The sequence below is a fragment of the Corynebacterium sputi DSM 45148 genome (genome assembly GCF_000427865.1).
GTDB lineage: Bacteria > Actinomycetota > Actinomycetes > Mycobacteriales > Mycobacteriaceae > Corynebacterium > Corynebacterium sputi.
Map to the genome: position 1 here is coordinate 107,651 of NZ_ATYV01000002.1, position 26,379 is coordinate 134,029.

Sequence of the window (26,379 nt, forward strand, 5' to 3'; positions counted from 1 at the left end):
AGCAGGCCAAGGAACGACAAATCCCGCCCCACCGGTGCCGCACATGGCACTGGGTGGGACGGGACAGGTATCCGGGAAGACCCGGAAAGTCCGGCGGACCTACTGGTTCGGGAACCAGATGGAGATCTCGCGCTCGGCAGACTCCGGGGAGTCAGAGCCGTGGACGATGTTCTCAGCAACCTCGAGAGCGAAGTCACCACGGATGGAGCCCGGGGTGGCAGCCTCGACCGGGTTGGTACCACCGGCGAGCTGACGCCATGCGGCGATGGCGTTGGGGCCCTCGACGATGCCGGCGATCAGCGGTGCGGAGGTGATGAAATCAACGAGCTCACCGTAGAAGGGGCGCTCGGCGTGCTCTGCGTAGTGGGCCTCTGCGGCAGCCTTGTCGGCGACGCGCAGGTCCAGAGCGGTGATCTTCAGGCCCTTGCGCTCGATGCGGGCGAGGACTTCACCGACGAGGCCGCGTGCGACGCCGTCCGGCTTGATGAGAATAAGAGTGCGTTCGGTCATGGACGGAATGTTATCGGTACGCACCGGACTCCCGCGAACCGGCCGGGTCACTACCCGACCGGAGCCTGCGAACTAAGTGTGCTGCGTGGTGAGCAGACCACGGTCGCGGCGAGCAATGAAGTTCTTGCGGAGGGTGAAGATATACCACCACACCAGCGCAAATACCACGCCGACCAATCCAAGCGACCAGTGCACCACAAACATCAGGACGCCGAACACCTGCATAACGATGTTGGCCTTCAATGCCCAGGGCTTGCGCTGCAGGAACGCCAGCACGAGCAGCGCGATGCCGAAGATCGTGACGTAGGCGATGTTAAAGGTGGTGGCGTGGGCCCCGTCGTCGACACGCATGACCACCGGCAGACCCAGTAACACCGAGATCGCCTGCATGATCAGCGCGCCGGACATCATGCCGGAGAGTCCGTTTAGCGGATCCTTCTCGTACGCCTTGCCCATGCCGAGCGGGCCGACGCCGGCCTCTTCGCGATCAGGGCCGGGGTTGGGTGAGCGGCCTTTATCGGTCATTGCGGTTCCTTTCCGAACAGGGTGCGAGCCTCACCGGCGGTGACGACGGAACCGGTGACGAGGACTCCGGAGCCGGAGACAATTCCGTCGCCGGTGTCGGTCTCCTCTGCCAAGGCGATCGCCAGTTCCACCGCGGAGGGAAGGCTGTCAATGCGGTGCACGCGCTCGTCACCGAAGACGTCATAGGCCAGGTCCGCGAGGTGATCCACGTCCAGTGCCCTCGGGGAAGAAGTTTGCGTTACGACGACCTCGTCCACAAACTCATCCAGCTCCGTCAGGATTCCGCGGGCGTCTTTGTCACCAAGGACAGCGACGACAGCGACGATCTTGCGGAAGTCGAACTCTGCTCGGATCGCTTCGCGTAGTGCGATGATGCCGTGCGGATTATGGGCAGCGTCGATGAAGACGGTGGGAGTGGTGCGGACTCGCTCCAGGCGGCCTGGAGACTCGACGGTCCGGAAGCCCTCACGAATGGCCTCGATGGCCAAGGGCCGGCCGGGGCCGGCTCCGAAGAAGGCCTCGACGGCAGCAAGTGCGGTGGCAGCATTGCGGGCCTGGTGTGCGCCATGGAGGGGCAGGTAAATCTGGTCGTACTCCCCTGCCACTCCGCGCAGCGTGACGTTCTGTCCACCAACGGCCAGGCTGTGATCGACGACGCCGTACTCGGCACCGGCGCGGGCAACCGAGGCATCGACCTCGACTGCGCGAGCCAGAAGCACCTCCATCGCCTCGGGGTCCTGTTCGGAAATGATCGCGACGTTGTCCGGCGGGGTCAGCAGATCATCAGAATCCCAGCGGGACTTGATGATGCCGGCCTTCTCCCCTGCAATCTGAGCGATCGTGTCACCGAGGTAATCGGTGTGGTCCATGCCGATCGGAGTGATCACTGCAACGTCCGACTTCACGACGTTGGTCGAGTCCCAGGACCCACCCATGCCGGTTTCGACGACAGCAACTTCCACCGGGGCATCCGCGAATGCGGCGAAGGCCATGGCGGTAAGGACCTCGAACTTGCTCATGCGCGGGCCGCCGTTGGCCTCTGATTCGGCGTCGACCATTCCCACGAAGGGTTCGATCTCGCGCCAGGTCCGCACGTAATCGCGCGGGTGCAGCGGAGAGCCGTCGATGGCGATGCGTTCGGTGGCCAACTGCAGATGCGGGCTGGTTGTACGTCCGGTGCGACGGCCAAGGCTGCGCACCAGCGACTCAATCATGCGGACCGTGGACGTCTTGCCATTTGTGCCGGCGACGTGGATGACCGGGTAGGTCCGCTCGGGGTTGCCCAAAAGGTCCATGAGCCGCTCAATGCGGTCCAAGGTCGGGTCGATCTTTGTCTCGGGCCAGCGCAGATCAAGTTCCGCTTCGACAACGGCCAGTTCAGCCAGGTCATCCGGCGTGATCTTCTGCGACGCTGGCGCATTGGCCTCCGCCTCCGACAGCGGCAGCGACAGGCCCTCACCATCGAGAGAGAGCTTGCCGAACATGCCGCCGACGGCGCCGACTCCGCTGTCGAGGTCTTCGACATCCACCTCGTCGCCGAGGTCTTCGGCCAGTTTGGCGATCTCTGATTCAGCGTCGCCGGAGTAGTCCTCGTCCTCATCAGAGACCAACGCCGAGACGTATTCGTCTGAGGTCAGATCCTCCAGTGCATCGAAGGGATTAGTGGTTCCGGTTGCATCGCCGGATTCGTCCTGATCGCCACTCGCTCCGACACCAGCTTCAGCGAGTTCTTCAGCCAGCATCTTCCGGGCGGTGGCTTCCGCACTGTCCTCAGAAGTCACTCCGAGGTCGGCAGAGAGCTCACCCATCGAAATGCCGAGGATGTCGTCGTCGGGGTGCTCGTCGTTGAGCTGGTCGTCGGGAAGCGAATCGTTGTCTTTGGGATCACTCATGCGGTGGGCAGACCTTCCAGTCGTGCGGAGATGCGCTCGATCTCATCCTTGGCGACCTGGTGGCGGGCGCGGATCTTGTCCACGACCGCGTCCGGTGCCTTGCCGAGGAATGCCTCGTTGCCGAGCTTCTTCTCGGTACCGGACAGTTCCTTCTCCGCGGCAGCAAGATCCTTCTCCAGGCGCTTGCGCTCAGCGGCAATGTCCACGGTGCCGGAGGTATCCAGCTCCACGGTCACAGTTGCCTGCGACAGACGCACCTCGACAGATGCGGTGGCGGTGAAGCCCTCCTCCGGCTGCTCCATACGAGCCAGCGAACGGATGGACTCCTCCTGCGCCAGAAGGTCAGCCGCTGCCAGGTCGACCCGGGCCGGCACGCGCTGCGCAGGCTTAAGTCCCTGGTCCGAGCGGAAACGGCGGACCTCTGTGACAAGCTTCATCAGGTCGTCGATGCGTCGGGAAGCATCGGTATCAATCTCGGCCGGGGTGCCGGTCGGCCATGCTGCGATGGCGAGGGATTCCCCAAGGTCGGAGCCGTCAGTCAGGGCCTTCCAGAGGGTCTCGGTGATGAACGGCATCGTCGGGTGCAGCAAGCGCAAGACGGTGTCGAGGACGTGGCCGAGCACGCGCTGGGTCGAAGCAGCACGAGCCTGCTGCGCCGGCGTGAGGGACTCACCCTCGGCCAGACGCGGGAAGTCGACCTTGGTGATCTCCAGGTACCAGTCACAGAACTCATCCCACGCGAAGTGGAACAGTGCCTCGTTGGCCTTAGAGAACTCGTACTTGTCCAGGGCCTCATCGACACCGGTGCGGACCTGGTCGAGGCGGTCGAGGATCCAGCGGTCAGCGTCGGTAAGCGAATCACGATCATCCAACTCGCCGACCTGGGCGCCATTCATCAGCGCGAACTTGGTGGCGTTGAACAGCTTGGTCGCGAAGTTACGGGCGGACTGTGCGTTGTCCTCACCGACAGGCAGGTCGGTGCCGGGGTTGGCGCCGCGGGCGAGGGTGAAGCGCAGGGCATCAGCGCCGTAGTCGCGGACCCAGTCCAGCGGATCGATGCCGTTGCCGAGCGACTTGGACATCTTGCGGCCGTGCTCGTCGCGGACCAGGCCATGCAAGAAGACGTCGGTGAACGGCACCTGCGGGCGGCCGTCAGTGCCAGTGCCCAGCGGGGAGTTCGGCAGGGTCGCGGCGAAGGTGGAGAACATCATCATGCGAGCAACCCAGAAGAACAGGATGTCGTAGCCGGTGACCAGCACGGACGTTGGGTAGAACTTCGCCAGATCCGGGGTAGCCTCCGGCCAGCCCATCGTGGAGAAAGGCCACAGCGCAGAGGAGAACCAAGTGTCCAAGACATCCGGGTCCTGGCGCCAGCCCTCACCGGTGGGAGCCTCATCATCAGGTCCGACGCAGACGATCTCGCCGTTGGGTCCGTACCAAATCGGGATGCGGTGACCCCACCAAAGCTGACGGGAGATGCACCAGTCGTGCATGTCATCGACCCAGTCGAACCAGCGCGGCTCCTGAGAGGCCGGGTGGATGGTGGTGTCGCCGGAGCGGATGGCCTGGCCGGACATCGCTGCCAGTTCCTCCACCTTCACGAACCACTGCTCCGACAGGCGCGGCTCGACCGGCTCGCCGGAGCGCTCCGAGTGGCCGACGGAGTGGACGTACGGGCGAATCTCCTTGACGATCCGGCCCTGGGCGCGCAGATCCTCGCGAACGGCCTCGCGGGCATCGAAACGGTCCATGCCGTCATACTTCGTGCCGGTACCGACGACCACAGCGGATTCATCGAGGATGGTCGGCATCTCCAAGCCGTGGCGCTGGCCCATGGCGAAGTCATTCGGGTCATGCGCCGGGGTGATCTTCACGGCGCCGGAGCCGAACTCGGGGTCGACATAGTCATCAGCGATGACACGCAGGGACAAGTCGTCGCGGAATGGGTGCGGCAGAACTTCGCCGACCAGGTCGGTGTAGCGCTCGTCGTCCGGGTGGACGGCGATGGCGACGTCGCCAAGCATCGTTTCGACACGGGTGGTGGCCACGACGATGGACTTCTCCCCCTCGCCGTAGCGGAAGCTGACGAGTTCGCCGTCGCGATCTTCGTACTTGACCTCAATATCCGAGACAGCAGTTTTGAGCACCGGGGACCAGTTGACCATGCGGTTGGCCCGGTAGATCAGGCCGCGGTCGAAGAGCTCCTTGAAGATGGTCTGTACAGCGCGCGACAGCCCCTCATCGAGAGTGAAGCGCTCGCGGGACCAGTCGAGGGAATCGCCGATCATCCGCATCTGGTGGCCGATCTGGCCGCCATATTCTTTCTTCCACTCCCAGACGCGCTCAATGAACTCTTCGCGGCCGTAGTCGAAACGGTCCTTACCTTCGGTCTCCTTCAGCTGCGCCTCGACCTTGGTCTGCGTCGCAATGCCGGCATGGTCCATGCCCGGCAGCCACAGCACCTCATATCCCTGCATGCGCTTGCGACGCGCGAGGGAGTCCATGAGGGTGTGGTCCAAGGCATGGCCCATGTGCAGCTGGCCGGTCACGTTCGGCGGCGGGAGAACGATGGAGTACGCGGGCTTGTCGCTGGTTGCGTCTGCAGTGAAGTACCCGGCGTCTACCCACCCCTGGTAGAGGTCGGACTCCACGTCCGCGGGCACCCAGGACTTCGGCAGCAGGTCGGCTCGGTTCGAAAGGTTCTCGGCGTTGTTCACGCCGGCCAGTCTAGTGTCCCAGCCGCCATCGCTCACCCACGGCCCGCGGGTGTCAGTAAAACGGTGCCGCTACGGCAGCAGATCTGCCACCGCGTCACGCTCACCGGCAAGTTCCTCAGCGTTGGCGTCCATGCGGGCGCGCTGGGCGTCGGAGATCTCAAGGCCCTGGACGATCTCCCAGGCCCCGTTCACGCTGCGGCACGGGAAGCCGTAAACCAAGCCCTCCGGGATTCCGTAGGAACCGTCCGAGGGAAGAGCGACGGACACCCAGTCGTCGTTGGCGGTCCCGTGGATCCAGTCGCGCATGTGGTCGACCGAGGCAGAGGCTGCCGAGGCCGCCGAAGACTTGCCGCGCACGTCGATGATCTCAGCGCCACGCTTGGCGACGCGCGGAATGAACTCACCCTCGTACCACTCTCGATCAACCAGCTCAGCAACCTTGTCGTCTCCGACGGTGGCGTACTCAACATCCGGAAACTGCGTCGCGGAGTGGTTGCCCCACACCGCTATATGGCGGAAGTCGCCGGTGGCCCGTCCGGTCTTCGTCGCCAACTGCGACAGCGACCGGTTGTGGTCCAAGCGCATTAGAGCAGTGAAACGGTCAGCCGGGATGTTCGGTGCATGGCGCTGCGCGATCATGGCGTTGGTGTTCGCTGGGTTGCCAACCACGACCACGCGGATGTCTTCTGCGGCCAATCGGTTGAGTGCCTCACCCTGCGGTCCGAAGATCTTGCCGTTAGACGCCAAGAGGTCAGCGCGCTCTTCACCCTTACCGCGCGGCTTCGCGCCGACAAGGAAAGCGGCGTTGACGCCATCGAAGGCAACGTTCACGTCATCGGTGACGGTGATCTTCTGCAGCAGCGGGAACGCAGAGTCATCAAGTTCCATGGCGACACCCTCTGCGGCACGGGTGGCCTCGGGGATCTCCAGCAGGTTCAGCTCTACCGGGGTCTCCGGGCCGAACACTTCACCGTTAGCGATCCGGAACAGCAGGGAGTACGCAATCTGTCCTGCGGCACCGGTGACGGCGACCTTCACTGGAACGGTAGTCATAACAGTCCTTTCGACGATGCAAAACTTCTTTCCACGATAGTGAAAGCCTTCTGGCAGCGCAGTGGCCCTTCTACCGCATCCCGAATTCGCGGGTGCCATGCCCATCGACGGCTTATATCAGATAGTCCTGATCCACATGTCCGTTCAAACACGACACGTTTCTGCATTGCCCGTATCTGCCATTTGTCTGACATATCACTCACATTCGGGGGCAATTTGAGGGGTGTCTAACGGCTATCGCGCGAAAACGCGGCTACTCTGGCGACGTGCAACCACCCATGCCCCGACGAGTGGTGACATCTGATCCACCGCAGCATCCACGCCGACGTGCAAGGACGTTTCAATGAGAACCAACGTGAACGATGACATCGCAGCCCGGCCGGTGTTGGAGGCTGCGTTGGAGCTGTTTGTGGACAAGGGTTTCGCCGACACAAAGATGGATGACATTGCCGATCAGGCTGGAGTCACCAAGCGTCAGTTGACCTACCACTTTGGGGACAAGACCAACCTGTACCGCGAGGCCATTCGCTACGGGTTGGAGCGGCTGCACCCCTCTACTGAGGAACTTCGGGCAACCTCAGAAATTCCTGTCGAGGCAATGCGCCATGTGCTGTCTCGGGTGTTCGACGCATATTTCGACTCCCCCAACTCTGTGCGTCTGGTGACCGCCGAGAACCTCCACCCGCTGCTTCCGCGCGGTGAGTACAGCCGGTTCTTCGAGCAGCACCCAGCCGTCCAGGAGTATGACCGGATCCTGCTACTTGGTCGCGACCTTGGCGCTTTCCGCACCGACGTGTCGGCAACGGACATCCACTTCATCGTGGCGTCGATGTGCTGCTTCCCCACGCTGGGCGATCCGGCGTTCCACGGAATCTACGCGCTGCCGCTGACCGATGAGGCCATGCGCGAGAAGACTAAGGCGCTGGTTATCGACACCATTATCGGGTTCTTGACCTCGGTCAATGGTGGTTCCGGCGGCGAGTCCTACACCGGCGTCGACAACACGCCGAACGATCCGGTCGTCGAGGTTCACCTCTCGGACGAGGTGTACGGCGACGACGAGACTCGGCTCTACGACGCTTCACTGGGCTACTCGGACATTTACGAGCAGTAACAACCCCTGCTTTACGACGTCCCCTTCTCTCACCTGGTTCAGGCGAAGGAAGGGGGATTAGGCGTCGTTAAGCAGATTTTTCGTCTTTTTCTTCGGTGACCAATTCAGGCACCTCGCCGTTTGTCACACATTCTGCGCTGACGCGCACGGCGACCACATCGTCGCGGTCAGGGACTTCGAACATCACCGGCATGAGGATCTCCTCCATGATTCCGCGGAGCCCACGGGCACCGGTGTTGCGGGCGATGGCCTTATCGGCGATGGCATCCATGGCGTCATCGTCGATACGCAGTTCTACGCCGTCCATCTCGAAGAGACGGGAGTACTGGCGCAGCAAGGAATTCTTCGGCTCGGTAAGCACGCGGACCAGTGCCTCCCGGTCCAGGCTTGTGACCGAGGCCAGTACCGGCAGACGGCCGATGAACTCGGGGATGAGACCGAACTTGATGAGGTCTTCCGGCAGCACCTTAGAGAAGGGGTCCTGCTCGCTGACGCCCTTAACCGGCACGACGTCCGCGCCGAATCCCAGACCCTTGCGGCCCGAGCGCTCTTCAATGACCTTCTCCAATCCGGCGAATGCGCCGGCAACGATGAAGAGGACGTTGGAGGTATCGAACTGGATCATTTCCTGGTTCGGGTGCTTGCGGCCTCCCTGCGGCGGGATGGAGGCAACGGTGCCCTCGAGGATTTTCAGCAGAGCCTGCTGGACACCTTCACCGGAGACATCCCGCGTAATGGAGGGGTTCTCCGACTTACGGGAGATCTTGTCCACCTCATCGACGTAGATGATGCCCTTCTGGGCCTTCTCCACATCGAAATCCGCAGCCTGCAGGAGCTTCAGGAGGATGTTCTCCACGTCCTCGCCCACGTAGCCGGCCTCGGTAAGGCTGGTTGCGTCTGCGATGGCAAATGGGACATCAAGCTTTCGGGCGAGGGTCTGCGCGAGGTAGGTCTTGCCACAGCCGGTGGGGCCGAGCAAGAGAATGTTGGACTTCGCGAGCTCTACCTCTTCGCCGAGGTCATCACTGACGTTGATGCGCTTGTAGTGGTTGTAAACCGCCACGGACAGATTGCGCTTCGCGGCCTCCTGGCCGATCACATACTCGTCGAGGAAGTCGCGAATCTCGACCGGGCGCGGCAGCCGGTCTCCTTCTTCGCCGGTTGCCTCGGCGGGCACGCCGGCGAGCTCTTCTTCGATGATTTCGTTGCAGAGCTCGATGCACTCATTACAGATGTAGACACCGGGTCCGGCGATGAGCTTTTTGACCTGCTTCTGGCTTTTCCCACAGAAGGAACATTTCAGCAGATCGGAGCTTTCCTGCATTCGAGCCATCTGGCCTCGGTTTCCTTCCCTTGACGCTGGATTTCCCCTGTCGACCGTGAGATGTGGCTGTGCCGCACTCCGGGACCTGACATGGAACTCCAACGCTACCCCGGTCGCGGATATTTCTGTGGCGTCTAGAGCGAAGTGTCACATATATGTGCCAATGCGCCAGCTCCGAATCAGTGCGCCTTCCTCGGGATACCGGGGGCAACCCATCACATCAACATCAGTAGTGGACTTCTCGCAACTTTAGTAACATCCATCTCACCCATATCTTCTATCGCATGAGTAACGGCAGAGTGGCTGTGGCCTCGGACAAATCCGGTCGGCCCGGCGGCCCAGCGAGTGCGATCTCTCAGAGCTTTTCTCAGGTCGAAAGGACCTCCGCATGAGCCTCCAGCTTCGTCGTACTGCCATCGCTGCTATCGCCTTCGCCACTGCAATTGGACTCGGCATCTCCCCTGCTTCCGCTGATCCGGTGGAGCCCGCAGAACCCTCCTCCTCCCTTGGATCGTTGGATCTGTCGACTGGATCGGCCGATCTCGACATCGTCTCCGGGAGCCTGTCCAGTGAATCGCTCGCGCTTCTCGACGGTGCCCTCAACGCCCCGGGCGGCATTCCCCTCGAGGACCTTTTCCGACTCCTAGGAGAACTCGGACCGGGTGAGCTCGGAGCCCTGGAATCCCTCCTCACCGGAATCCTGACCGGGGATTTCCCCGGCTCCGGTTCGCTCGAGGGACTGCTCCCGCAGTTGCCCGGTGGGGTCGAGGACCCAGATACCGAGGAGCCAGACGAGGACGCCGGTGGTGACGACGATTCCACTGATGAGACCCCGTCCGATGACGAGGCACCGGAGGAGGAAGCTCAGGGCGAAGACTCCACCGACGTTCCCGGTGTCGAAGAGGAGCCCGTTACAACCGATGAATCTGAGTCCGATGCAGCCTTGGGCGACGCTGCTGCGACCGTCGCACCGGACGCGATCGACGAAGCAGTGCAGGGCGAAGACAAGGCCCGCAAAGGTAATTCCACGGAAAAGGAAGAGTTCCTCACTCCGACGCTCGTAGTCGGATGCGGCGTCGGCGATTCCCCCGTAACCCTCGGCAAGACCTACGTTCAGCCAGGACCGAACTACGGTTTCGGCCCGTGGCCGGTTCCGGACAACTCACTGTTCCCCCATATCCCTGGCGGCCATGCCCGATACACGTCGGTGATCCTTAATGACGGCATCAACCTCGACACTGCGGCATCGGACCTCAAGGTGATCTGGATCAACCTGTCCACGTTCAAGGGCGGACTCGCTCCGCTCACCAACCGAGGACCGCTCGGACTGCCGTCCCTGGAGTACTCCACTACTCCCAACACTGGTGACGGCAATGTCGTCGCTGCGCTGTACGGCCGTGTCCATTACCAGCTCCCCACAGCAGAGTCCTGCCTGGTCCTGCCTGCCTTCGGTTCAACTACGGTAGCCGGCGCCGAGGACTAATCCCGACTCCTTCCTACTCACTTCCGGCGCGCCGCCGACCTTCCCAACAAGGAGGTTGGCGGCGCTTCGTATGTCCAGATGCGACCGTCTGACGGAACGGGGGTAACCGCGTTCGCGCCATTCTCGGGGCAATGTCCGGCTTTCGTTGACACAGATCACAATTTCCCGGAACCTTAAATCATGTGTGCGGGATCAGCGGTCGACTCAGTCGGCCTGCCCGGTGACCTCGAAACACACGTCACCGCGGTAGGCAGCTCCGTCATGCCCCTATCCGCTCACACACCTGCAGCGCGAGGGGGTCGCCCGCCAGGGTCGCTCCTCTCATTAGCCCACCCATGACAGGAGAGACAATGAGCGACAATATCGATCGTGGCCGGGACCATGCCCAGGCACCACAGGAAAGCCAGGCAACCCAGGAAGACGATGCACTCGGCGGTGGCTGCCCCTTCGCCACCGAAGGTGATGCCAATCAGCGGTGGTGGCCCCACCAGCTGAACCTCCGTCTTCTGGCCCCTAACCCGCAGGACATCCGTCCCACGGGCGAGGACTTCGATTACGCCGCAGAATTTTCCGCCCTCGACTTGGCGGAGGTGAAGAAGGACGTCGCAGACGTGATGACCACGTCACAGGACTGGTGGCCGGCAGACTTCGGTAACTACGGCCCGCTGTGGATCCGTATGGCCTGGCACTCCGCCGGTACCTACCGCGTCGAAGACGGCCGAGGCGGTGCTGGCTCCGGCCAGCAGCGCTTCGCTCCCCTGAACAGCTGGCCGGACAACGCCGGACTGGACAAGGCACGTCGCATCCTGTGGCCGGTTAAGAAGAAGTACGGCATGGCCCTGTCCTGGGCTGACCTTTACATCCTCGCCGGCAACGTGGCGCTGGAAGAGATGGGACTGCCCGTCGTTGGTTACGGCGGTGGCCGTGAGGACGTATGGGAGCCGGAGAACGTCTACTGGGGGTCAGAAGGAACCTGGCTCGGTAGTGATAAGCGTTTCAACGGTACCAACGAGACCACCCGTGACCTGGAGCAGCCGCTGGCCGCTACCCACATGGGCCTGATCTACGTGAACCCCGAAGGCCCGGAGGGAGTTCCGGACCCGCTTGCCGCGGCACACGATATCCGCGAGACGTTCAGCCGCATGAGCATGACCGATGAGGAGACCGTCGCGCTGATCGCTGGCGGCCACACTTTCGGTAAGACCCACGGCGCCGCCTCGGACGGCGAGTACACCGATGAGCCGCCGGAGGGTGCGAACATCACCGAGCAGGGCATGGGTTGGAAGAACACCTATGGCAGCGGCAAGGGCGATGACCAGATTTCCTCAGGCATCGAGGTCACCTGGACTTACCACCCGACCCGCTGGGACAACGAGTTCTTCCACATCCTCTACGGCTACGAGTGGGAGGTTGTCGACGGCCCCGGCGGCCACGTGCACTGGCGCCCGAAGGATGGTGGCGGAAACGACATGGTCCCGATGGCGCACTCGGACGGCAAGCGCGAGCCGCGCATGCTCACCACCGACCTGTCGCTGCGTTTCGACCCGGAGTACGGCAAGATCTCCGAGCGTTTCCGCGACGACCAGCAGGCGCTGACCGACGCATTCGCTCGCGCCTGGTTCAAGCTGGTTCACCGTGACCTGGGACCGAAGGCTCGCTACCTCGGACCGGAGGTCCCGGAAGAGGACTTCATCTGGCAGGATCCGCTGCCGGAGGCCACCGGTGAGGCAATTGATGAGCAGGACGTCAAGACGCTGACCTCGAATATCTTCGAGGCAGGCCTGACGGTGCCGCAGCTGGTCAAGACCGCATGGGCATCTGCTTCCACCTTCCGTGGTGGCGACAAGCGCGGTGGCGCCAATGGAGCACGCATCCGCCTGGAGCCGCAGCGCAACTGGGAGGTCAACGAGCCCAAGGAACTGGCGAAGGTTCTGGACGTGCTGGAGGACATCCAGCTCGACTTCAACCGTGCCAACGAGCCGAAGCACGTCTCCCTGGCTGACTTGATCGTCCTCGGTGGTACCGCCGCCGTGCAGAAGGCAGCTTCGGACGCTGGTGTCGAGGTGGACGTTCCGTTCACCCCGGGCCGCGTCGATGCCTCGCAGGAGCAGACCGACCAGGAGGCCTTCGGCCACATGGAGCCGAAGGCTGACGGTTTCCGGAACTACGACACCGGCAAGCACCCCCTGGGCGCCGAGCACCCGCTCGTCGATCGTGCCTCGCTGCTGACGCTGTCTGCACCGGAGATGACTGTCCTCGTCGGTGGTCTGCGTGTCCTCGGCGCGAACTACAACGGCCGCAGCGAAGGAGTCCTCACCGAGAACCCGGGTCAGCTCACGAACGACTTCTTCGTGAATCTCCTGGAGCTCGGCACCACGTGGACTCCCTCGGATGCCAACTCCACCGTGTTCCGCGCCACCGGCGCAATCGAAGGCACCGGCACCCGCGCTGACCTGGTGTTCGCCTCTAACTCGGAGCTCCGTGCTCTGGCCGAGGTTTACGCCAGCGATGACGCCAAGGAGAAGTTCGTCAACGACTTCGCCAAGGCATGGGTGAAGGTCATGGAACTCGATCGCTTCGACCTGCACCGCTAGCCACACAATCACCGGAAAGGCACCGCTATGGCCCTGCTGCACACCGTCCGCGTCGGGACCCTTGACGAGTCCACCGAGCCGCGCACGGTCCTCGGGGCCGGGCCGGTGGTCCTTTTGGGATCGCTGGGTTCCAGCGTCTCAATGTGGGATCCGCAGTTGCAGGGACTGGAGGACCTCTCCACGGTCATTGCCTGTGATTTGCGGGGTCACGGTGACTCTCCGGTGGTGTCGGATCCGGTTTCAGTGTCGAACCTGGCTGCTGACGTCATAGAGACGATGGACGCCACCGGAGTGGACCAATTCCACGTCGTCGGCCTGTCCCTCGGTGGCGCGATCGCGCAGACTCTCGCGATTGAATACCCGGAGCGAATCGCTACCGTCACGTTGATCGCCACGGCGCCAACGTTCGGTGATCCGCAGCAATGGATCGACCGGGCAGCATCGGTTCGGGAAAACGGAACCGCCTCGCTTATCGACGCCACCCTCCCCCGCTGGATGACCTCCACCTTTTTAGAGGCCAACCCGGACATCAAAGAGAAGTTCGCCCAGATGATCGCGGACACGGACGACGAAGGTTACGCCCTGTGTTGTGAGGCCATCGCGAACTTCAACAGCACCGACCGCCTGGGCGAAATCGATCAGCCGGTACTGACAGTTGCTGGCACCGAGGACCCCACGACTTCCCCAGAGGTGCTCGTCTCAATTGCAGACAAGGTGCAGAACGCCCGCAGTGAGGTCGTGAGCCCGGCCGGCCATGTGCCGACCTACGAACAGGGAGCAGAAGTCACGGCCCTGATCCGGGCGCACACAGCGGCCAGGTAGCCGAACCAGACGCAGCAAAAGGACCCCCACGGATTTCTGTGGGGGTCCGGCTGTGGGGTCAGGATTCGTGGAAAGGGGCGTCGGTAAGCGAATGCAGTTCTTCTACGCTCACACCATCGGCGCACTCCACGAGGGTCAGACCTCGGTTGGCATCGACCGAGAAGACCGCATGCGAGGTGACGATAAGATCGACGCAGCGCGCACCGGTCAGCGGCAGGGTGCACTCTTCGAGGATCTTCGGCTCGCCCTTGCGGGTGAGGTGATCGGTCATGACGATGATCTGCTGGGCGCCGTGGACCAGGTCCATCGCACCGCCCATACCTCGGACTAGCTTGCCAGGGACCATCCAGTTCGCCAGGTCACCGAACTGGGAGACCTCCATTGCGCCGAGCACGGCGACATCGACGGCCTTGGAGCGGATCATTCCGAAAGACTCAGAGGAGCCAAAGTAGGACGCACCGGGGCCGACCGTGATGGTCTCCTTGCCTGCGTTGATGAGCTCCGGGTCGACCTCATCATCATGCGGGTACGGACCAACGCCAAGGACGCCGTTCTCCGAGTGCAGCACAACATCCAGGCCTTCTGGGAGGTAACCCGGGACGAGGGTCGGCATGCCGATGCCGAGGTTGACGTACTGACCGTTCTTCAGTTCCTTGGCGACGCGAGCCGCCATCTGGTTGCGGTCCCAGCTCATGAGCGCACCGTCCTGTTCTCGATTCCGGTTTCCTGCGGGCCAACGTGCACCACGCGATCGACGTAGATTCCCGGCACGTGGACATCATCAGGATCGATGTAATCCACGAGGTGCTCGACCTGAGCGACGGTGATCTTGGCGCACTGAGCGGCGTCCGGGTTGAAATTGCGGGCCGTCTTGGTGAAGACGAGGTTGCCGAAGCGATCCGCCTTGTGTGCGTGGACGAGGGCGAAGTCGGCGTTGATGGCCTCCTCCATGACGTAGGTCTGCCCATTGAATTCACGGGTTTCCTTAGCCGGGGAACGCTCCGCGATGGTGCCATCGGAGTTGTACCGCACCGGTAAGCCGCCATCGGCGACCTGGGTGCCAACACCGGCGGTGGTGAAGAACGCGGGGATACCGGCACCGCCGGCGCGCATGCGCTCAGCGAGGGTGCCTTGGGGGGTGAACTCGACGGAGAGTTCACCGGCCAGATACTGGCGGGCGTACTCCTTATTCGACCCAATGTACGAGCCGATGGTTCGAGAAATCCGGTGCAGTTCTAGGAGCGTGCCGAGGCCGAAGCCGTCGGGGCCGCAGTTGTTGCTGATGATCGTCAGGTCACCGGCACCCTGCTCACGCAGGGCATCGATGAGGATGGAGGGGATTCCGACGAGACCGAATCCACCGACAGCGATCGACGCACCGTCGGGAATATCGGCCACGGCATCGGTGGCGGAGGAAAAGGTTTTGTCGAGCATGGTTTCTCACTATAGAGTGGTGTTCACCTCACGTACAAGCGTTCATAGGGCGAACAAGAGATCCGGGGCACAATGTAGGTAGTGCACGGGCCCCTCTCTCATCCCCTGGTCCCCGTGACGCTCCAGTGAAAGGAACACTCCGATGACAACGAACCCATCGACGAGCCCGAGACTCAGCGGTTCCGCGGGGCCCATCGACGAGTCGGCCGAGCACCCGCAGCAGCGCACCCAGGTTCAGTCCTTGGTCCGCGGCCTCGCGGTGATCCGCACGTTCAACGCGGAACGGCCCCGCCAGACCTTGTCCCACGTTTCGGAGGCAACGGGCCTAGCCCGCGCCACCGCCAGGCGATTCCTCCACACGCTGGTGGACCTTGGTTACGCAGCGACAGATGGCTCCGAGTTCTGGCTGACACCGCAGATTCTGGAACTCGGCTACTCGTACCTGTCGAGCCTGTCACTGCCAGCCCTGGCACAGCCACGGCTGGAGGAGCTATCCCGGACCATCGGGGAATCCAGTTCAATGTCTGTGCGTGACGGTAAAGACGTGGTCTACGTCTCCCGCGTCCCGGTTCGCCGAATTATGACAGTGGCCATCACCATTGGCACTCGATTCCCCGCGTGGGCGACCTCCATGGGCAGGGTGCTGCTGGCAGATCTTTCTGACGATGAGCTCGATGACTATTTGGCCTCCACGACCTTAGAGCGGCTCACCGCCAGGACCATCACGGAGGAAGACTCGCTGCGAGCTGAAATTGACACCGTCCGTCAACAAGGCTGGAGCATCGTCGACCAAGAGCTCGAGCCAGGTTTGCGTTCGCTGGCAGCACCGGTCGTCGACCCATCTGGCACGACTGTCGCCGCCATCAACGTCTCCACTCAAACCGCCGCTTATGACCTGGAGCACCTAACCTCAACGCTCCTCCCTGCGGTCCAGAACACCGCCGCTCTGATCAGCGCTGATTTGGCAGCACAGCGGAAATAGTTCCCGTACCCGCGTACTCTCACCAACCACACCAGGAGCCATCATGTCTCTCACCCCCACCGACATCGTCATCTGCACCCCGCTTCGTACGCCGGTCGGACGGTATGGCGGCGTGTTCGTCGACACTCCAGTCCAGGATCTCGCTGGTGCAGTTGTCACCGCGATCGTGGAGAAGGCCGGTATTAGTGCAGACGATATCGACGACCTGATCCTCGGACAGGCCTCCCCCAATGGTGCCGCGCCAGCCCTGGGCCGCATTGTGGCACTGGATAGTGGCCTGGGCGAGTCGGTGCCGGGCATGCAACTCGACCGCCGGTGTGGTTCCGGCCTGCAAGCGATCGCCACCGCCGCCGCACACGTTGCCTCCGGTGCCGCTGACCTCATCATCGCAGGTGGAGCAGAGTCCATGAGCCGCACCGAGTACACCGTCGACTCGACTGTCCGCTGGGGTTCCAAGGGCGGTGACATGACCTTCCGTGACCGCCTTGCAGAAGCCCGTGCCACCGCCGGCGGAAAGAACCACCCGATTCCGGGCGGCATGATCGAGACCGCTGAGAACCTTCGCCGCGAGTACGACATCGAGCGCGAGGATCAGGACGTCATGTCCGCAGAGTCCCACCTTCGTGCAATTGCGGCACAGGAGAATGGCGATTTCAGCTCCGAGATCGTCCCCGTTACCCTTCCGCCGAAGCGGCGTGGCCAGGACCCAGTCGTGGTCGACACGGATGAGCACCCGCGGCCGGGAACGACCGTCGAGAAACTCTCGGATCTGCGCGCCATTATGGGCCGCAGTGACGAGGACGCGACCGTCACCGCTGGTAACGCCTCCGGCCAGAACGACGGCGCTGCCGCAATGATCGTGACCACTCGCGCCAATGCCGAGCGGCTGGGGCTAGACCCAGTACTGCGCCTATCCGGCTGGGCTGTGGCCGGTGTTCCCCCGGAGACCATGGGCATCGGCCCGGTGCCGGCCACCGCCAAGGTCTTGGACCGGTTGAACCTCTCGCTCGAGGACATTGACACCATCGAACTTAACGAAGCGTTCGCTGCGCAGGCACTGTCGGTGCTGAAGGAGTGGGACCTAGAGGCCACCGATCCGCGATTAAATCCGCAAGGCTCCGGTATTTCTCTCGGCCACCCGGTTGGTGCGACCGGCGCCCGCATGGTCGTCACTCTGGCGCACCGCATGCGCCGCACCGGCAGCAAGCGTGGGCTGGCCACCATGTGTATCGGCGGTGGGCAAGGTCTCGCTGCGATCTTCGAGGCCGAGGAGTTGTAAATGACGCTCTTGCATTCCGTTCGGTACGGCTCCGGTTCCACAACCATTGTGTTTCTCGGGTCGCTCGGCTCGACTGTGGACATGTGGCTGCCCCAGCTCGACGCGCTCTCGCATGACGCCACTGTCATCGCACTCGATCACCGCGGCCACGGCCGCTCTCCGGTCGGCACGGAGCCAGGCTCCATAAAGGCGCTTGCCGACGCCTCCCTCGCCACCCTCGACTCCCTGAACGTCGAATCCTTTCACCTGGTGGGACTTTCACTCGGCGGCGCAGTGGCACAGTATCTAGCCGCAGTTGAGCCAGTGCGGGTCCAGACCGTGTCATTGTTGTGCACCGCCGCCAAGTTCGGCGAGCCAGACGGCTAGATTGACCGTGCGTGCCTCGCGCGGGAGCAGGGCATGGAGGCACTGGCGGACGCTATTGTGTCCCGCTGGTTCTCCCCCGGCTTTTTGGAGGCAAAGCCCGCCACAGTTGCGCACTACCGCGACATGATCGAATCTGTCTCCGACCAGGGCTATGCCATGTGCTGCGATGCTCTAGCGGACTGGGACTTCACCGCCGAGCTCGGCCGGATTACCCAGCCGGTTCTCACGATCGCTAGCGCCGACGATCCGGCAACACCGCCTGAGACCCTCCAGATCATTGCCGATGGTGTGGCTCATGGCCGTGCCAAGATCGTCTCGCCCGGCGCGCATGTCCCCACCATCGAGGTGCCTGACCAGATCAACGATCTGTTGCGCGCACACATCCTCGGTGTCCATTGAGATTAAGTCTCTGCGAGAGGTCCTGATCCAGTGGCGAATTCACGATCCGGCGAATCTGTGCTCCTGCGTGCGATGCAGATTTTGCAGTGCTTCGACGTGGATAAGCCGCGTCTGACTGCAGGGCATATCTCGGTGGCGGCTGACCTCTCGCGGTCCACGGCGCACCTCCTAGCCGCAAAAAAGGCGGGAGTAGGAATGCTCTGCCGCAATGCAGACAGGGTGTACTCGGTGAGTTCACGCGTGGGGGAAGTGTCCGTACGGGCGAACCCAGTGGGGCAATTTCGACGACTGGCGCAACCAGTGATGCACCACCTTCATTCGTCCTTAGATTTGCACATCTCAATGGCGTTCCCGGATTCTAAGCGCCACTGTCTGCTGTACCTCGATCGATATGACCCGACTGGGCAGTTAACCATTCTCACCCGGCATGCCTCGGGGGTCGGTCCTTCACACGAATTCCTCGGGACTAGTGATCCTGACATTCTCGCGATGCGGGTGCCGGACATCGTGAGGAACTCTATGCCGCAAGCGAAGACATGGCGGGAGCCACCATCTATGAGCTCTGATCGCCTGTGACGGCCCTCTTAGCGGCTGCTCCGATCCTGGTCACAATCGCCCTGCTGCTAACCAGACTTCCGGCGTGGGCACCTCCGCTGGCCGGCATCGTGTCCGCCACGGTTGTGGGGGTGTGGGCGCTGGGCAGCTCACCGGCATCACTTTACGCCGCTTCCCTCACCCTATTGCCCACCCTCATCAAAGTCCTCGCCATCATCGGCGCAGGCATCTTCCTATCTCGGGTGATGCAACATTCCGGCGCCCAACAGCGTCTTGCGGACTGGTTATCCCGAGGCGGTGCCACCGTTCCTGCCGCCCTGATGATGGCGCACGGGGTCGTGCCATTCTTGGAATCCGTCACTGGGTTCGGGGTCTCCATCATCATCGGAATGCCGTTGATGATGGCATTAGGTTTCCCGCCCGTAGCCTCTGCCGTGATGGTGCTGCTGGGTCTGCTCTTCATCAGCCCATGGGCGTCTATGGGACCGGGAACTTTGGTAGCCACCGAGCTGTCCGGGGCTGATCTGGGGGATATGGGGCTGGCCTCTGGGATGATGATGCTGCCAGCGTTTATTGTCTCCGGTGTGTTCGTCGGGGTCATCGCAGCCCGGTCAATCACTGCGATCACCGGTCCAGATACGCACTCACCGCGCCCGTCCATGGGCCAGGTACTTGGGTGGGCCGGAGTCGGCACGTGCTCTGCCGTTGTGCTGTGGCTGCTCACTATTGGCACCAATTGGCTGATCGGCACTCCGGTGGCCGGCGCGGTTGCAACAGCGATAGTGACCACTGGTTGGCTTCTCTACATCCGCCGCGGCCGACTCGCACCCACTCCTGGTCATGCCCTGGCACCGTACGGTGCGCTTCTGGTCGGGACCATCAGCGGGCAGGTAGTGGGGTCATGGGTCGGCGAAGGAATATTCCAGGACATCCTTGAATCGCCAGCCACGTGGGCGTTCTTCGCTGCACTACTCGGATGGGCGATTCTCCCTGCCCCACGATCGATGTACACCGCAGTGCCCTCTGAGACACTCCGCATGTGGTGGACCATCGGGCTTCCAAACGCCTTGTACATCTCATTCGGCGCCGTCATCGCCGGCGGCGGCCTGGCCGAGGCTCTGGCAACCGCGCTCATGGGCCTGGGGGTGGCGTATCTATTCGCTGCACCATTCATCGGTGCCTTGTCCGGGTACATCACAGCTTCCGCGGCCAGCTCCAACTCCATGTTCGGCACCACTCAAGTCGCCGCAGGTGCCCCTCTGGGGGTTTCCTCACTGTGGATGATGTCGATCCAGAATGCTTCCTCAGGCTGGGCCGTGGTTTCCAACCCGGCTCGGGTCGAGATCGCCTGTCAGATGATCCCGGCCGACCGGCGCTCTGGCTCCACCCGCGCACTTGTGTTCCGGATCATCATCCCGGCGGTTCTGCTGACGACAACGATCTCCGGTGTCGCATGCCTGCTCTTTTTGATGCTTGCCTAATCGCACACTGCGTATCGGTGGACACTGCTTCCGTGCACCCCGTCACCGGAGAACTGAGCGATGCATTTCCGCTGGTCGCAAAAATCCATATTTCCCCGAAAGCGGGGTGCACCAAACGTGTGGCGTCTGCAGGCTAGAGGCGGGGCCGTCCTCATGTTCGTGACGAGCGGCGATGCGCTTATTGCCGAATGATGAAACTCCGGATTTCCACGATTTTCGCGGTCTTTGACGTACTGGCGAACCTGATCGCATGACTGAACTCAATCTTTTCATTGCCATCAACAAGGTATCCATCGCAGGAGGCGAGTCGGCCGTGAGTGACGATCGAGCGGACTTCACCCTCAGTCGCGGATACCGCCATATCCGGGCCGTAGGTAGTTGATGAATGTTCATCGTGGAGCCACTCATCCAAGGGTCTCCCGGTCCCCCATGCCGTGACGAAGTCGCCGACTATTCCGATGCGTGGGGAGTTTCCACAGTCGTCAGGAAGTGTGATGGTCATCTCTATCTCCTTACACTGGTCGTGTGCCCATACTTCCCCTTGATCGCGCGCTCCGCCTGAATCTGCCCCAGGTGGGGGATGTCCTCGCGCTCATTGAATCTTTACCGGCCGACCGTGGGGTCAGTGTGCTGGTCAGGGATTTCTCCGGTGGTGGGGCCGCGTCCGTGATCGAGGACATCGCCGCGCGCAGCACTAGGTGGCACACAGTTCACGCGACGGCACTGCCCTGGCACCGGGAGACGCCCGGCGCGTTCCTGGACACACTGCCGGAGCTGCGCCCGCAGACGGTGCTGCTCATCGCCGATTCCCACCATGTTGACGCTGAATCGGCCCGCCGCCTGCGCGAACTGACGCTCTCACCGGCTCGGCTAGTAGTGCTCGCGGTGACCGGCCCTGCGAATGTCACCGGTGTGCTGTACGACGTCCCCATCAACGTCCCTCCCCTGCCCCTCACCACCATTGCCCACTATGCAGACACTGCCTTTGGCACCACGACGAGACCTGAGACAGTCCTCTCCCTCAGGGCCAGAAGTGCCGGGCGGCTGGACTTGCTGCGGGAACTGCTGGTCGATGCATCAGTCGAGGTGCCTGTGCAGTGGATCGCTGACCTGGATGCGGAACTGATTAATTCGCACTCCCCCGAGGATCTGCGCCAGTGGTTGGAAATTATCGCTGTGGCCAGTGAAGCAGGCTCTGGTATCACCTCACCAGTACCTATGAACACGGTCCGCGAAATTGGACGGGCACGGGGACTAACCGATGAGGCTCTGGATGACGGGGTGGGGTTGCGGCTGGTGGGCGTCGGGAAGCACGGGCTTTTCTTCACTGATCCCAGGCACCGGGCTGCGGCACTGGTGCACGTTCCGCCGACCCGACTGAAGGAAGTACAGGAGGCCACCGGGTTCGCCGGCGACCGCCAAGTGGCAGTAGGTGACCAGCCGTTGGTCAGATCGCTGGTGTCAGCCGGAGAACTGCCAGAAGCGAGGATCTGGACCCGCCGGGTATCAATGCCGGTGGAAGAGTCCTATTTAGCGATGCACGAAGGTAGACGACTAAATGCCCATCAGCTGGTGGAGGATACTAACGGGCCTGCCGCGGATCTCCAACGAGCATTTTTAGCCCTGGCCGACTGGGATGCACAGGCGCTGCGCGACCATACGCAGAGCATCGTTGATTCGGCATCACCTGACTCTTCTGAGCGCGCCGAAGCGGACTTGTTGTCCTTTTTTGCCACGGCTATCAGCGACGGTATCTATAAACCCCTGCCGGCCGGGCCCGAGCTGGTCAGTTCCGGTGCGTCGGGTGCCGTAGGAATGGGTGGGCCGATCAGGCAGCACCACCGGATGCTGTCCGGGTGGCTCTCTCTGGTTGCCGATGATCCGTTAACCGCCCGGGAAACACTGCGCGGAGAAAATCTTGACGCAAACCACAATGGCATCCTGCGGGTCTGGCAAGACGCCTGGCTTGCCCGCACCCACTATGTGCTCGGGGAGTTCAGTGCTGCTCGGTTGGTCGTCGAGCACGGGCTCTCCCGGGCTGAACGCCATGGCACGACACTGCTTAATCCGGTGCTGCTATGGACAGGGGCCCAGGTAGCGGCATTCCAAGGCGATTCAGCGCTGTCGACGAATTACCTTTCCCGGCTTCCCCGACAACACAGTTCCGATGACGCCTTCATCATCCAGCGCCTACCCACCGCCATGTGCCGCATGATCGTCACCGCCAACAGCGCAGACCTGCCCTCAGCCATCCGCGCCGGAGAAGCCCTGGCCGGCATCGGCATGGAGAAGGACACCCGGCAACCTGGATTTTGGCCATGGGAAGACGTCTACGCGCAGTGCCTAATACGGGCTGGAAAAATCAGCGCTGCCGATCAGGTCGTCACCGACTCAGAGGATCGCATTGCCTCCTGCCGGCTCGATTCAGTGACAGCAAAAATGCTCGTGCCGCGCGGCAGCATCCTGTTACGTCGAGGGTTCATCGACGAAGGGCTGCGTTGCTTCGAAACGGCCGCTGGCCTTATGGACAACTCCCCAATGCTGGCGTACCGATCCCGGATCCTCCTGGAGTACGGGCAGGTGTTGCGCCGGCTCGGGCGGAGAAACCACGCGGAGGGGATCTTCGCCCGGGCGCAGGAGGTCTTTGAGGAAATGGATGCCACGGCTATGGTCGAACGCACTCGCCGTGAGCGTCGGATCAGCAGCTCCGGCAGCACTAGCGGTGCTAGCGGCACCGCCGGCACAGCGCCGACACTGACACCGCAAGAAGAACAGATCGCGCTGATGGTCGCCGACGGAGTGACCAACCGAGAGGTTGCCCGGGAGCTCACCCTCTCCACAAAAACAATCGAGCACCACCTGACCCGGGTCTATAAGAAACTCGGGATTAAGGGGCGCTCAGAACTGGCTGCTTCGTTGCGGAGGTGACCGTCAGGCGCGGAGCCAGTTGTGGAAAAGATCGCCCCGCTCATCGCCAAGAGCGGTGAAGGTGGCACGCATGCGTTTGGGGTCTGCTTCCCGGTCGGTGAACAACTTGAAAGCATCCACTGCCTGGTACACACCCATGTGAGTTCCATCCAGAGTGCGGCAACCGATGGCAGCCGCTTCCTGCAGCAGCTGCGTATCCACCGGCATGTACACCACATCGCTAACCCAATGGTCCGGGGTCAGGCATGAGGTGTCGAAGGCAGTTCCTGGGTGGCTAAGCATACCCAGCGGCGTACAGTTGACCACGCCATCAGAGGCTGCGATCGCCTCTTCAACGGTGCCGGTGTCCCCCACCAGTCCGCCACCAACGCACACATCACGGCCGATGATCCCATTGACACGGGAGGCAAGGGCCGCTGCCCGCGCAGCGTCCATGTCTCGGATCTCCAGCCGCTCCACACCAGCGGAGATCAGGGCAAACGCCACAGCATTGCCTACTCCTCCGGCGCCGACTTGGACGACGGCGTTTTTGGGGACGTCTGGAAGCTGCTCCTGCAGTGCTCGTCCGTAGCCCGACACGTCAGTGTTGTACCCGCGGGTGCGGCCCTCACGGATAACCACTGTGTTGACCGAGCCGATCTGCGCTGCCGACTCATCGACCTCATCGAGCAGGTCGATGACCTCCATCTTGTACGGGTGGGTGATGTTGAGGCCGTCGAAGCCCAAGGCAATTGCCGTGCGGAGGAGACCTTCCAGCGTGTGGCCCTTGAGTCGGTCGGTGAGGGTGTCGATGCGGCGGTAGACGGTCGGGTGGCCCTGCGCCAGGCCCTCGACCTCGTGCATCTCCGGGGTACGGGACAGCGACAAGTCCACGCCGATGAGGCCGAGCATGTAGCTCTGCGGAGCAACGGAGGAAACCGGCTGGGTGGTCGGGGTGTCAGGGGTGGATGCGTCAGTGGTCATGATGACTCCTAAGTCAGATCTGGGCAGGTCAGGTCGGGGTCGGGTCAGCGTGGGATGCCGCGGGTGGCATCGCGGAGCACGCGGTACTGGGCGGTGAGACGAACCGGGGTATTGGTCAATCCGTGGCCCTGGTAGCCGCCGCGCTTCTCCACTACCTGGATGAAGGTGTTACCCAGGGTGCGGGTGTAGAAGTGCAGGTACTCGCCGTGGTCGTCGCGGTCATAGAGGATGTCGTAGGCCCGAAGTTCCGCGATGAGGTCGTCATCAAGGTTGAACCGCGACACCAAGTCGTCGTAGTAGTTCTCCGGGATGGGCAGTTTCTCCATCCCGCGTCGCTTAGCGCGGGCTGCGACGGCGACGATGTCGTTCGACGCCAGCGTGATGTGCTCCGGGTAGGAGGCCACCAGGAAGTCGCCCTGTTCACTCGCTTCGGGTGCGACATTGACCGACAGCGTGAATCCGCTGTCCGGATCCGTCATCCGCCGTGAGTGGACCAGGCCGGCGGGGCTTGGCACCTGTTCAGATGCCTCCGCCTGCAGTCCTAGGACCGAGGTGTAAAACAACACGGCCTCGTCGTACTGCTGCCACGGCTGCGCCAGCGTGACGTGGTCCACCGCTGTCACCGGTGAATCTTTAGGGGCGGCGCGGTGGATATCGTCGTCGGTGAGGCCAAATTCTGCGGCCCATACCGGCACGCCGTCGTCAGTGGCCTCACAGAAGAACAGTTCGGTGCCGTCCGGAGTGTAGACACCGTACAGTTCCGCTTCGTCTTCCTCTCGCTCCCGGATGACGGTGGCGGCGGAGAGTCCATTGGCGCGCTGCGCTGCCGAAGCCGCGTCGCTCACGTCTACTCCGAGTCCGCCGACGACTGTGGAGTCATCGGCCGGCCCAAGGTCGCGGACAATGATCCGCACGTCGCCTTGCACCCATACCTGGTATTCCTGCTTGCTGCGGTGATAGCCGCCAAGCACGAATCCGAGCTGATGGAGCATCCGGGTTGTCTCGCCGAGGCGCCCGGTGTGCAGTTCGACGAAACTGTAGTCGGCGGGCGGGTTTGCGTCGGGAAGCGGTTCAAGACCAACCGGCAGATCAGCAATCTGCTTCCCGACGTCCCCTGCCCCACCATTTTCCACCCCACTGAGGGCGCGGAACGTCTGATCCGAGAGCCAGCGCAGCGAGCGCAATCCGTCGATGGCAGTGCGGTTGACGTCTGCCTGACGGAAGGAGTCATTGAAAATTTCCAATGACACCGGCCCGTCATAGCCAGCCTGAGCCAGGTAGCTCATAAAGGCCACCAGGTCGAAGTCGCCTTCACCAGGGAACACGCGGTGGTGGCGGGACCAGTCGAGGATGGCCATGTCACGGCGGGGCGCGTCAGCGAGCTGGACGAAGAAGATCTTCGCCGGGTCGATGTCGACGATGCCGGAGGGGTCATCCCCACGGGAGAGGATGTGGAAACTGTCGAGGCAGGTACCAACGTTCGGGTGGTCTGCCAGATCCACAATCCACTGCGCGTGACGGTAAGTGTTGACGTACTTGCCCCAGGCCAAAGCCTCATAGGCGAGTTTGACGCCGTATTTCGCAGCGACTTCACCGGCGCGTCGGAGCTGAGAGGCGCAGACCTTGTCGTCATCGATAGTGGCAGTGCCAACATTCGAGCAGATGAGGATCGTGTCGATTCCCAGCCTGTTCATCAGCTGGAACTTCGTCTCCAGTCGACGCAGATTGTCGACGAAGATCTCTTCCTCCACCCCGTCTAGGTCCCGGAAGGGCTGGTAGAGGTCGAAGGTTAAGCCGAGTTCCTCACCGCGCGCCCGAATCTGCTCCGGAGAGTAGGGGTTGACGATCAGATCCTGCTCGAAGATCTCCACCCCATCGAACCCGGCGTCGGCCACGGCCCTGAGTTTCTCGGCGAGGGTGCCGGAAAGACACACTGTCGCGATCGACGTCTTCATTGC

Annotated in this window: 20 protein-coding genes and 1 pseudogene; 10 read left to right on the forward strand and 11 right to left on the reverse strand. The window is 62.5% G+C overall.

Annotation, left to right across the window (positions count from 1 at the left end; all coding sequences use genetic code 11):
• Nucleotides 1–99: 99 nt before the first annotated feature.
• The 5 genes from ndk to YWU_RS0101600 form a co-directional block, all read right to left on the reverse strand.
• Nucleotides 100–510 (reverse strand): nucleoside-diphosphate kinase, encoded by a 411-nt coding sequence (gene ndk, locus YWU_RS0101580; protein ID WP_027019095.1) that lies wholly within the window; start codon nt 508–510, stop codon nt 100–102.
• A 72-nt stretch (nt 511–582) separates the two neighbouring features.
• Nucleotides 583–1,035 carry a DUF4233 domain-containing protein gene (locus YWU_RS0101585; protein ID WP_051259887.1) on the reverse strand — a complete coding sequence of 151 codons (453 nt, stop codon included), beginning with the start codon at nt 1,033–1,035 and terminating at the stop codon, nt 583–585.
• Nucleotides 1,032–2,519, reverse strand: coding sequence for a bifunctional tetrahydrofolate synthase/dihydrofolate synthase (folC, locus tag YWU_RS0101590; protein WP_027019097.1), 1,488 nt, complete (start codon nt 2,517–2,519; stop codon nt 1,032–1,034). The genes YWU_RS0101585 and folC overlap by 4 nt, the downstream gene beginning before the upstream one ends.
• A 404-nt stretch (nt 2,520–2,923) precedes the next feature.
• The gene (locus YWU_RS0101595; RefSeq protein WP_240484027.1) at nt 2,924–5,644 is read right to left on the reverse strand and encodes a valine--tRNA ligase; all 2,721 of its coding nucleotides are present in this window, start codon (nt 5,642–5,644) and stop codon (nt 2,924–2,926) included.
• A gap of 69 nt (nt 5,645–5,713) precedes the next feature.
• Nucleotides 5,714–6,697, reverse strand: coding sequence for a malate dehydrogenase (locus YWU_RS0101600; RefSeq protein ID WP_027019099.1), 984 nt, complete (start codon nt 6,695–6,697; stop codon nt 5,714–5,716).
• 343 nt (nt 6,698–7,040) lie between these two features.
• Between YWU_RS0101600 and YWU_RS14525 the strand changes: the two genes are divergently transcribed.
• Nucleotides 7,041–7,811 carry a TetR/AcrR family transcriptional regulator gene (locus YWU_RS14525; RefSeq protein WP_051259888.1) on the forward strand — a complete coding sequence of 257 codons (771 nt, stop codon included), beginning with the start codon at nt 7,041–7,043 and terminating at the stop codon, nt 7,809–7,811.
• Nucleotides 7,812–7,878: 67 nt separating this feature from the next.
• Here YWU_RS14525 and clpX read toward each other — a convergent pair whose 3' ends face one another.
• Nucleotides 7,879–9,144 carry an ATP-dependent Clp protease ATP-binding subunit ClpX gene (gene clpX, locus YWU_RS0101610; RefSeq protein ID WP_027019100.1) on the reverse strand — a complete coding sequence of 422 codons (1,266 nt, stop codon included), beginning with the start codon at nt 9,142–9,144 and terminating at the stop codon, nt 7,879–7,881.
• Between the two features lie 379 nt (nt 9,145–9,523).
• On the opposite strand from clpX, the gene YWU_RS0101615 reads away from it, so the two are divergent.
• The 3 genes from YWU_RS0101615 to YWU_RS0101625 all read left to right on the forward strand — a co-directional run bounded on the left by YWU_RS0101615 (nt 9,524) and on the right by YWU_RS0101625 (nt 14,034).
• Nucleotides 9,524–10,618 (forward strand): hypothetical protein, encoded by a 1,095-nt coding sequence (locus YWU_RS0101615; protein ID WP_027019101.1) that lies wholly within the window; start codon nt 9,524–9,526, stop codon nt 10,616–10,618.
• A 350-nt stretch (nt 10,619–10,968) separates the two neighbouring features.
• Nucleotides 10,969–13,212, forward strand: a complete 2,244-nt coding sequence (gene katG, locus YWU_RS0101620; protein ID WP_027019102.1) for a catalase/peroxidase HPI — start codon at nt 10,969–10,971, stop codon at nt 13,210–13,212.
• Between the two features lie 27 nt (nt 13,213–13,239).
• Nucleotides 13,240–14,034 carry an alpha/beta fold hydrolase gene (locus YWU_RS0101625; protein ID WP_027019103.1) on the forward strand — a complete coding sequence of 265 codons (795 nt, stop codon included), beginning with the start codon at nt 13,240–13,242 and terminating at the stop codon, nt 14,032–14,034.
• Between the two features lie 58 nt (nt 14,035–14,092).
• Here the strand turns inward: YWU_RS0101625 and YWU_RS0101630 are convergent, their stop codons facing one another.
• Together YWU_RS0101630 and YWU_RS0101635 are read right to left on the reverse strand one after the other, a co-directional pair.
• Nucleotides 14,093–14,728, reverse strand: coding sequence for a CoA transferase subunit B (locus YWU_RS0101630; RefSeq protein WP_027019104.1), 636 nt, complete (start codon nt 14,726–14,728; stop codon nt 14,093–14,095).
• Complete coding sequence (locus tag YWU_RS0101635; protein WP_027019105.1) at nt 14,725–15,468, reverse strand: CoA transferase subunit A; 744 nt, start codon at nt 15,466–15,468, stop codon at nt 14,725–14,727. The genes YWU_RS0101630 and YWU_RS0101635 overlap by 4 nt, the downstream gene beginning before the upstream one ends.
• Nucleotides 15,469–15,610: 142 nt before the next feature.
• Between YWU_RS0101635 and YWU_RS0101640 the strand changes: the two genes are divergently transcribed.
• From YWU_RS0101640 to YWU_RS0101660, 5 genes and pseudogenes are all read left to right on the forward strand, one after another.
• Entirely contained in the window at nt 15,611–16,450 is an 840-nt protein-coding gene (locus YWU_RS0101640) for an IclR family transcriptional regulator domain-containing protein (RefSeq protein WP_084141520.1), read from the forward strand.
• A 43-nt stretch (nt 16,451–16,493) separates the two neighbouring features.
• Nucleotides 16,494–17,729 carry an acetyl-CoA C-acetyltransferase gene (locus YWU_RS0101645; protein ID WP_027019107.1) on the forward strand — a complete coding sequence of 412 codons (1,236 nt, stop codon included), beginning with the start codon at nt 16,494–16,496 and terminating at the stop codon, nt 17,727–17,729.
• Nucleotides 17,730–18,494, forward strand: a pseudogene (pcaD, locus tag YWU_RS14530) (3-oxoadipate enol-lactonase).
• Between the two features lie 72 nt (nt 18,495–18,566).
• Nucleotides 18,567–19,070, forward strand: coding sequence for an IclR family transcriptional regulator (locus tag YWU_RS18875; RefSeq protein ID WP_420805284.1), 504 nt, complete (start codon nt 18,567–18,569; stop codon nt 19,068–19,070).
• The gene (locus YWU_RS0101660; protein ID WP_027019109.1) at nt 19,067–20,530 is read left to right on the forward strand and encodes an L-lactate permease; all 1,464 of its coding nucleotides are present in this window, start codon (nt 19,067–19,069) and stop codon (nt 20,528–20,530) included. The genes YWU_RS18875 and YWU_RS0101660 overlap by 4 nt, the downstream gene beginning before the upstream one ends.
• 178 nt (nt 20,531–20,708) lie before the next feature.
• Here the strand turns inward: YWU_RS0101660 and YWU_RS0101665 are convergent, their stop codons facing one another.
• Nucleotides 20,709–21,032 (reverse strand): hypothetical protein, encoded by a 324-nt coding sequence (locus YWU_RS0101665; protein WP_027019110.1) that lies wholly within the window; start codon nt 21,030–21,032, stop codon nt 20,709–20,711.
• A 23-nt stretch (nt 21,033–21,055) separates the two neighbouring features.
• Here YWU_RS0101665 and YWU_RS17320 point away from each other — a divergent pair, with 23 nt between their 5' ends.
• Nucleotides 21,056–23,458, forward strand: coding sequence for a helix-turn-helix transcriptional regulator (locus YWU_RS17320; RefSeq protein ID WP_156892665.1), 2,403 nt, complete (start codon nt 21,056–21,058; stop codon nt 23,456–23,458).
• Nucleotides 23,459–23,461: 3 nt separating this feature from the next.
• Here YWU_RS17320 and YWU_RS14545 read toward each other — a convergent pair whose 3' ends face one another.
• The gene (locus YWU_RS14545; protein ID WP_051259912.1) at nt 23,462–24,349 is read right to left on the reverse strand and encodes a shikimate dehydrogenase; all 888 of its coding nucleotides are present in this window, start codon (nt 24,347–24,349) and stop codon (nt 23,462–23,464) included.
• A 116-nt stretch (nt 24,350–24,465) separates the two neighbouring features.
• A complete protein-coding gene (locus YWU_RS0101680) occupies nt 24,466–26,376 on the reverse strand; it encodes a bifunctional sugar phosphate isomerase/epimerase/4-hydroxyphenylpyruvate dioxygenase family protein (RefSeq protein WP_027019111.1) in 1,911 nt (636 codons plus the stop codon).
• Nucleotides 26,377–26,379 lie beyond the last annotated feature (3 nt).